1 pseudogene is annotated in these 460 nt (G+C 82.0%); it reads right to left on the bottom strand.

Annotated elements, in window-relative coordinates:
• A pseudogene (locus GTW40_RS04850) lies at positions 1–330 on the bottom strand (FHA domain-containing protein); the annotation flags it as partial.
• Positions 331–460: the final 130 nt, after the last annotated feature.

Raw genomic sequence — 460 nt, 5'->3', positions numbered from 1 at the left:
GGGGTCGCGGCCGTAGGAGGGCTGGGCACCGCCGCCGCCCTGCGTGCCCTGGCCACCGGGGCCGGAGGGGCCTCGGTCGAAGGGGGAGGGGGCGCCGCCACCCGGGGCGCCCTGGCCGCCGGGGACGCCCGGTCCACCGATGCCGCCCTGGCCGCCGGGGGCACCCGGTCCGCCCATGCCGCCCTGGCCTCCCTGGCCCGAGGGCTCGCGGCTGAACATCGACTGGCCGCCCTGGCCGCCCTGGCCGCCGGGGCCCGACTGCTCACGGTTGCCGTACGGCGAAGCGCTGCCGGGGCCGCCGCCCTGGCCCGGCCGCTCCCGCTCGAACATCGACTGGCGTCCCTGACCGGCAGGAGCGCCGCCAGGACCGCCAGCACCTCCGCCAGGGGCTCCGCCAGGGTTGCCCGGGGCGCCCCCGGGGCCGCCCTGGCCTCCGCCGAAGCCCTGCGGCGGGCCACCC

Origin of the sequence: Streptomyces sp. SID4985 (genome assembly GCF_009863025.1) — a bacterium.
GTDB lineage: Bacteria > Actinomycetota > Actinomycetes > Streptomycetales > Streptomycetaceae > Streptomyces.
Note: the sequence above shows the minus strand (reverse complement) of the source record. Positions and strands in the feature narration are given on the sequence as shown.